At 65.0% G+C, this 7,481-nt stretch carries 7 protein-coding genes; 2 read left to right on the top strand and 5 right to left on the bottom strand.

What is annotated here, in order from left to right:
• Window positions 1–119: 119 nt before the first annotated feature.
• The 5 genes from ACESL8_RS01765 to ACESL8_RS01785 all read right to left on the bottom strand — a co-directional run bounded on the left by ACESL8_RS01765 (window position 120) and on the right by ACESL8_RS01785 (window position 4,882).
• Window positions 120–662, bottom strand: coding sequence for a hypothetical protein (locus ACESL8_RS01765; RefSeq protein ID WP_372915288.1), 543 nt, complete (start codon window positions 660–662; stop codon window positions 120–122).
• A gap of 29 nt (window positions 663–691) precedes the next feature.
• A complete protein-coding gene (locus ACESL8_RS01770) occupies window positions 692–1,192 on the bottom strand; it encodes a CarD family transcriptional regulator (RefSeq protein WP_372915300.1) in 501 nt (166 codons plus the stop codon).
• 336 nt (window positions 1,193–1,528) lie between these two features.
• Window positions 1,529–1,867 (bottom strand): ferredoxin FdxA, encoded by a 339-nt coding sequence (gene fdxA, locus ACESL8_RS01775; protein ID WP_372915290.1) that lies wholly within the window; start codon window positions 1,865–1,867, stop codon window positions 1,529–1,531.
• 66 nt (window positions 1,868–1,933) lie between these two features.
• Window positions 1,934–2,278, bottom strand: coding sequence for an RNA-binding S4 domain-containing protein (locus ACESL8_RS01780; RefSeq protein ID WP_372915292.1), 345 nt, complete (start codon window positions 2,276–2,278; stop codon window positions 1,934–1,936).
• A gap of 3 nt (window positions 2,279–2,281) precedes the next feature.
• Window positions 2,282–4,882, bottom strand: coding sequence for a helicase-related protein (locus tag ACESL8_RS01785; RefSeq protein ID WP_372915294.1), 2,601 nt, complete (start codon window positions 4,880–4,882; stop codon window positions 2,282–2,284).
• A gap of 364 nt (window positions 4,883–5,246) precedes the next feature.
• Here ACESL8_RS01785 and ACESL8_RS01790 point away from each other — a divergent pair, with 364 nt between their 5' ends.
• Both ACESL8_RS01790 and ACESL8_RS01795 read left to right on the top strand, forming a co-directional pair.
• Window positions 5,247–6,782, top strand: coding sequence for a peptidoglycan DD-metalloendopeptidase family protein (locus tag ACESL8_RS01790; protein ID WP_372915296.1), 1,536 nt, complete (start codon window positions 5,247–5,249; stop codon window positions 6,780–6,782).
• A 55-nt stretch (window positions 6,783–6,837) separates the two neighbouring features.
• A partial coding sequence (locus ACESL8_RS01795) for a class I SAM-dependent methyltransferase (protein ID WP_372915298.1) occupies window positions 6,838–7,481 on the top strand: 644 nt, incomplete at its 3' end.

Raw genomic sequence — 7,481 nt, forward strand, 5'->3', positions numbered from 1 at the left:
CATCGCCGGCTTCTTCTTCCTCGGCACGCAGGGCAAACCCCTGGAAGAACGGCCGCTCCCTGATCTGTCGGCAATCACCAGCCACTGGAACGGTTGAGCTTGGGCTGATTTCGGGCTGATCAGCGGCGCAAGCCCGGCAATTTCAAGCCGAAAATATTCAGTTCGATCACAAAGAAGCAAATGATCCAGATGACAGCGTCCCAAAAATCCAGCCAGGAACCGGTGCCGGCACACCACATGGCGCACGCCAGCGCAACGGCATAAAGGCTGAGGCGCAGCAGCGTACGTATGGGCCCGCGGGCACCGGCCGGTCGGAACAGATCAACCCAGATCAGGGCCGATATCGTCAGCCACGCGATGCTGTTGGCAACCTCCACCGCATTGCCGGTCACGGCATGATGTTGCAGCGCATAGACCGCGCAGCCATAGCCGGCCAGCTCGGCCAGCAGCGCCGGTGCGCTGATCCGGGTGAGTGCCCGGCCAGCCCGCAGCCGGCCGGTTTCCCATTCGAACACGGCAAGAATGATGACCCAGCCGATCTGGTCGATGGCCTTGGGTGCCAGCCAGTCATCGGCAACCCACATGAAAACGCCGACATTGGCGAACAGTGCCGCATAGACCACGGCCTTGAAGGCCTGAAACCAATGCTGCGAGCTGGCCAATGTCGGCGGGGATTGAGGCGGCAGGCGGCTTATGCCGCTTTCAGCACCTGTTCGATCTTCTGCTGGGCGGTCGGCTCGTCGATGTTTTCCATCGCGGCGAGTTCGCGCGCCAGACGGCCAATGGCGGCTTCGTAAATCTGGCGTTCGGAATAGCTTTGTTCCGGCTGATCTTCGGCGCGGTGCAGATCGCGCACCACCTCGGCGATGCTGACCAGGTCGCCCGAATTGATCTTGGCTTCATATTCCTGGGCTCGGCGCGACCACATGGTGCGCTTGATCCGCGGCCGGCCCTTGAGCGTGGTCAGTGCCTCGTTCATGGTGGCCTGGCTCGACAGCTTGCGCATGCCGACGCTTTCCGCCTTGTTAGTGGGAACGCGCAGCGTCATCCGCTCTTTTTCAAAGCGCAACACGAACAGGTCGAGCGACGTGCCGGCGATCACCTGGCACTGGATTTCAACCAAGCGACCCCCGCCATGCTTGGGATACACAACATAATCACCGACTTCAAAAGCAAGCGGCTTGGCAATTATCATAGGTCCGGCGTCCTTTTTTTATCAGGTCGTCAGGATGAATCGCGCAGGACGGGCGTGCGCTGCGCGCTGCCCGAAAGATTGCTGACGAACCGCTGACGTGCCTGCCTGCTCTTGACCCTGGCCCGTTGCCCGCCTGGCAGGTTGGCGGAAACAGCAACGGAACCTACGAAACCGGCCGGGGGAAAATACCACCGACCACAGGGTGTCATTATCAGAAAATCGTCACAATTGCCATGCCAATGGTCTCCTGCGCCCAGCAAAATGACACTTTTGGGTCAATAAGCCTCATCCTCAGCCGTTTACCGGCCGGAAAGTCACCAGCCTGACGGGCTTTTACGAGCCAGCGCCCGGGGTCGCGGTGAAATATTTGTCGAACTTGCCTTCTTCGCCCTTGTGCGAATCGGCATCATCCGGGCTTTCGCCCTTAACGGTGATGTTCGGCCATTGGGCGGCGTAAGTGGCGTTGATCTCCATCCACTTTTCCAGACCGCCTTCGGTATCGGGCAGGATGGCTTCAGCGGGGCATTCCGGCTCGCACACGCCGCAATCGATGCACTCGCTGGGGTTGATCACCACCATCGTTTCGCCTTCGTAAAAGCAGTCCACCGGACAGACTTCGACGCAGTCCATATACTTGCACTTGATGCACGCTTCTGTGACGATGTAGGCCATAAATCTCCCTTCGCGGAGGCAGAAGCCCTCAAAAGGCTGTTGGTCCGCTGAATATGTCTTCGCGCCTTAAGCGAGGGCGAAGGCTTCTGGCAAGTGGGCATGTTGCGGTGCCAACGCCGCATCGGCGCTGATCACCGGCTGTCCCGAGCTGAGATCGGTGTAGAAATCGCGTGCTTCAACATAAGGCCCGCGGCGATCGGGCAGGCCGGTCACCCGCACCACGATCACATCACCACCCCGCGGCCAGCTGAGCACGGCACCCGCCCTGACCAGTGCCGAAGCACGGTCCACCACCCGGCCATCAACGCGCAATCGTCGGCTTTCACACAGGTACTGAGCATGGGATCGGGATGGCGCCAGGCGCGCAAACCAAAGAAACTTGTCCAATCTCAACCCGGCCCCGTAGACCAAATGCTACCTCCCCCTCATCCCGGCCAAGATGGCGAATGGCGATGTCTCGTTCCCCCTGGCCGCGGAAACAGCATCGGTAACGAGTGCAGTGCGGCGCCTGGGCAGCCGAGGCGGGCCGGCCCAAGCGAAATGCGGCGTGCCATCGACCAAACGCGGCCGATAGCCCAGCGCCCGCAGCAGCCGGGCCAGCCCGTCCTGCGACAAGCCCAGGCTGGCCGCCCAATTGGGATCGGGCATGAATGGCACCCGCCCGTCGCGGCGCTCGTGAATGTGACGGGACAGACGGTCCACCATGTCGATGCGCACGGCGATCGCGTCCTTGCCCTCGCCCAGCCGCCAAAAACCGGCCACCAACAGCACATCGGCCGGCGCCGCCACGGCTGCGCCCGAGACGGAAACCCGGCCCGGCAGCGGCAGCGGCGGCAGGCTGGCCAGATCGCTGGCCACCGCCCACAGGGCCAGGCGCCAGCGTGTCGCCTCCGGGCGCAGCAGCGCGGGCACGAACAGATGCAGCGGCCCCAGTTGCACGCCGCAACCACTCAGCGCCTGACGATCGGCGCGGGTCACGCCCACCAATTGTTCGGTCACGCCGCCGCGCGCCAGCACGCCAAGGCCTTCGACCAGCTGCACGATCAGGCCGCGTGCGGGAGCCGAAACCTCGGTGCGCAGCGCATGCACCCGGGCCAGCGGCGCAGCGACGCTGGCAATGGCAGCGGCAACATACTGCTCCAGCCGTTCCTGCACCCGCTTGCGATCATGCGGGCTGATGGCGGCAACGGCGCGGTCAAGCTCCACGCGCGGCGCCAGCGCGTCACGGCCCTTTCTCAGCACCGCCACGCGTGCGCCCTTCCACAGCAGGCGCGGCGGCAGGCTGCCATCGAAATCCAGTGTGAAATCGGCATCACCGGCTTCGGCCAGTTGCCGCGCCCGGGCGGCAAGTTCGCGCGACAAGTGGCGTTCGGCAGCCGCCAGCAACAGGCGCTGCTCGCCAGCGCCAGCAGCGGCATCGGCGGTAAAACGGAAACCGTCCAACCGCCCGATCAGCTCGCCGTCCACGGCCACCCCGCCGTCAGGCTCGATCAGCACATACGCCGAAACGCCGCGCGCCTTCAGATCGTTGAGCAGCACGGCGGTACGGCGATCGACGAAACGCTGGGTCAGCGCGCCGTGCAGCGCATCCGACAGGCGGTCTTCCAGCGCGCGGGTGCGTTCTGCCCAACTGGCGGCATTGTCCAACCAGTCGGCGCGGTGCGCCACATACGTCCAGGTGCGTGCCGCCGCGATGCGATCGGCAATCGCTTCCACATCGCCCGTCACCCGGTCGAGGTGAGCGATTTCCGCTGCAATCCACGCATCGGGCAACCGGCCGCGGCCTTCTGTGAGATGGCGGAACACCCGGCCCACCAGCCGCGTGTGCGTCTCCACTCCGGTTTTGCGATAATCCGGCAAGCTGCAGGCCTGCCACAACCGAATCAGGCCGCGCTCACCCAGCAGCCGGCTGCTGGCGCGCTCCATCACCCATGGCTCGCCGGCCAGCCGCTTCAGCACGGCCATGTCGATGGCATCATCCGATCGCACCAGTTCCGGGCGCGGCGGCCGTTCATCAAGGGTGGCAACCAGCCGCGGCAGGCTGGAAAAATCCAGATCGGTGTTGCGCCAGACCAATTGCGTCAGTGGTTCGAAATCATGTTCCTCCAGCCCTTCGATCTCTTCGAGGGTAAAACTGCAATTGGCGGCGCTGCCCAATTGCACGGTGCCAAAGGTACCATCGCGCTGGTGGCGGCCGGCGCGCCCGGCGATCTGCGCCATTTCCGAAAGCGTGAGCCGGCGCTGGCGCTTGCCATCGAACTTGCCGAGCGCGGCAAAGGCGACATGTGCGATATCCATGTTCAGCCCCATGCCGATGGCATCGGTGGCCACAAGGTAATCCACCTCGCCCGACTGGTACATCGCCACTTGGGCGTTGCGGGTGCGCGGAGACAGCGAGCCCATGACCACCGCTGCCCCGCCCTTTTGCCGGCGCAGCATTTCGGCGATGGCATAGACTTCGGCCGCCGTGAACGCGACGATGGCGGTACGGCGCGGCAGCCGCGAAAGCTTTTTGGGTCCGGCATAGGCCAGCGTGGAAAAGCGCGGCCGGGTGATGATCTCGGCCTCGGGGATCAGCTTGCGGATCAGGGGGCGCAGCGTTTCCGAACCCAGGATCATGGTTTCGGCATAGCCGCGCGCCCGCAGCAGCCGATCGGTGAACACGTGCCCGCGCCCGGGATCGGCGCCCACCTGGCCTTCGTCGATGGCGATGAAAGCGACTTCCCGCTCGAGCGGCATCGATTCAACCGTACACAGGAACCAACGCGCTCCCGGCGGCACGATCTTTTCCTCGCCGGTGATCAGCGCCACCTGATGCGCACCCTTCAGCGCCACCACCCGTTCATAAACCTCGCGGGCCAGCAGCCGCAGCGGGAAACCGATGATGCCGCTGGCATGGCCGCACAGACGCTCGACTGCGAGGTAGGTCTTGCCGGTGTTAGTGGGGCCGAGAACGGCGGTGACCCGGCTATTGCCGTTGTTTGCGGGCGAGGCGACGAACCGGTTCACACGCATGATCTGGGGCGTGGCCGGCGCAGCGACAAGAGCCAAGATGCCGCGCGGCTTCGGCAGCCGGAGCCCGAGCCTGAGCCTGGGCTCTGCGGGCCCAGCCTTTGCCGGTGACGCTGCGGCCACCCCGTCATGTACAGCCAGCTCGGTTGTGCATGGCCGAGAATCTGACACGCGCGTATCTGCGGCGCAAGTGACCGTATAATGACGGCGGCTCGTCCCGGCCCGCTCGTCCCCGGATTGTTGCTGGATTGACACGGCGACTGAGCGAAGGCAGATCACACATCGTCCGGAAGCAAATTTATCCGGCAAGAACCGATGGTTAACTGCGCGTAAACGCGCGTTAATTGTCGGAGCTGGGGGATCGGGCTTGTATCAACCGGGATTTCAGGCGGCGGCCGGGGGCAGCATTGCGCTGCCCGGCCCGCTGTCTGCGCCCGGGGCGCAGGTGGCCCGCGCCGGCCAGGCCTTGGCCCGGGCCGCCGCTGCCGAACGATTGCGCCTCGCCGATGATTGGCAGCGGCTGCGCCGCGCCGCCGCCCAAAATGATATCGATCTTGATCTGGGCGCCGCCATCGGCAGCCGCCGCTGGTGGATGAAGCTGGCGGCCTGCACGGCACTGGTGGGCGCTGCGCTTGCGGGCGGCAGCATCGTGCCGCCAATTTTCGAGGCAGCGCCCGCCGCCCTCACACCGGCGCAGCGCGACGAAGCGCGGGCCTATGCCGTCGCGCCGCTGGCCTTTGGCGGTGTTTCCGGTGCCGCGCCGCGCGTTGATTCGCGTCAGTTGCGCCCGCTGGCCGAAGCGCCGGAACGGCCACGCGTTGAACGCAACGTCACCGTCGGCCGGCGCGGGCTGTCGGCCGCTCTGCGCAATGCCGGCGTCGGCACGCCCGATATGGCAGACGTGACGCGCCTGCTGGCCGACATCAACCCCGGCGACGGCGTGCGCGCCGAACTGGTGCTGGGCCGGCGCGAAACAAAATCGGTGCCGCGCCCGCTGGAGCGGCTGGCCGTGCGCGCAGCCTTTGATCTGCGAGTGGAAATAACCCGCAGCGAGGGCGGCCTTGCCCTCAGGCGCATCCCGATCGCCATCGATTCCACCCCGCTCAGGGTGAGCGCCAGCGTTGGCGGCAGCCTCAATCGGGCACTGCGCAGCGCCGGCATTCCCAGCGGTCAGGCTGCCGAATTCACCAAGCAGATGCGCCACGTGGTCGATTTCGAGCGCGGCCTCGGCAAATCCGACCGATTCGACATCATCATCGAACAGGATCGCGCCGAAACCGGCGAGGTTCGTCACGGAAAATTGCTGTTTGGCACACTTGCCCGGCGCGGCAGAAACCCGATGGAAATCGGCCTGTGGAAGGGCGAATATTACCAGGCCAGCGGTGAAGGCGTGAAAAAGGGCCTGATGCGCACCCCCGTTGATGGCGCCCGCATGTCGAGCGGGTTCGGCATGCGCCTGCACCCGGTGCTGGGGTTTTCGCGCATGCACAAGGGCGTCGATTTCAACGCCGGTTCCGGTGAACCGATCATGGCAGCCGGGGGCGGCACGGTGAGCTTTGCCGGCTGGCACGGCGGCCACGGCAAATATGTGATGATCCGCCACAACAAGGATTTGGCGACTGCCTATGCCCACATGTCGCGCATCGACGTTAAGCCGGGCCAGCGGATTGGCCAGGGCCAGCGCATCGGGACGGTCGGCTCCACCGGGCTTTCAACTGGCCCGCACCTGCATTACGAAATCTGGCTGCGCGGCAAGGCGGTCAACCCGGTCAGCTTGCGCTTTATCGGCGGCGCCGAATTGGGCGGCCGCGATCTCAATGACTTCCAGCGCCAGATGAACCGCTGGCGAACGCTGGAAAGTGCCGGCGTTGCACCCATGGCTGCGCCGAAGAAAGACCGCTGAAACTCGGGCCACAGACTGACATTTTTTGGCCATGCTGGCCTGCAATGGCAGCGATATGAACCGTTTTGTCCGCCTGTTTGCCCTCATCGCCGGTCTGCCACTGTTGATCGCCGCAAGCACGCTGCCGCGCCCGCAGCGCCCTGTGGCCAAGATTGTTTCCCTGGCCTGGGGTGAAGAGGCCGCGCGCGACAAGGTGGGTGAAGCTGCCGACGTGATGCGCCTCGCCGGAATTCGCACCGGCATGGCGGTGGCTGATATCGGCACCGGCGGCGGCTATTATGTGATGCGTGTCGCACCGGTGGTGGGGCCGCAGGGGCGGGTGTTCGCACAGGATATCTCGGTGGCGGCGCTGGAGCGCGTGCGCCAGCGCGCGTTGACCGCCGGACATCGTAACGTGCGCTTTGTGCAGGGCAGCCAGGCCAATGCTCGCCTGCCGGATGCCAGCGTGGATATCGCCCTGATGATCCACATGTATCATGAAATCGCACAGCCTTATGTGCTGCTTGACCGTCTGCGCCGCAGCCTCAAACCTGGCGGCCACATCGTGATCGTCGATCTCGACCGCCCGTCCGAAGAACATGGCATGCCCAAGGCGCTGCTGGCCTGCGAAGTGAAGGCTGTGGGCTATGAACTCGTAAGCATGGCCGATATCACCCAGGGCTATGTGGCGGTGTTCCGCCCCGGCGTACGGCCACGGCC

Origin of the sequence: Sandarakinorhabdus sp., assembly GCF_041689835.1 — a bacterium.
Taxonomy (GTDB): Bacteria; Pseudomonadota; Alphaproteobacteria; order Sphingomonadales; family Sphingomonadaceae; genus Sandarakinorhabdus.

What these genes read in the sequence shown, in the direction of transcription:
- ACESL8_RS01785 (WP_372915294.1), bottom strand. Translation starts at nt 4,882, where the DNA reads ATGCGTGTGAACCGGTTCGTCGCCTCGCCCGCAAACAACGGCAATAGC.
- fdxA (WP_372915290.1), bottom strand. Translation starts at nt 1,867, where the DNA reads ATGGCCTACATCGTCACAGAAGCGTGCATCAAGTGCAAGTATATGGAC.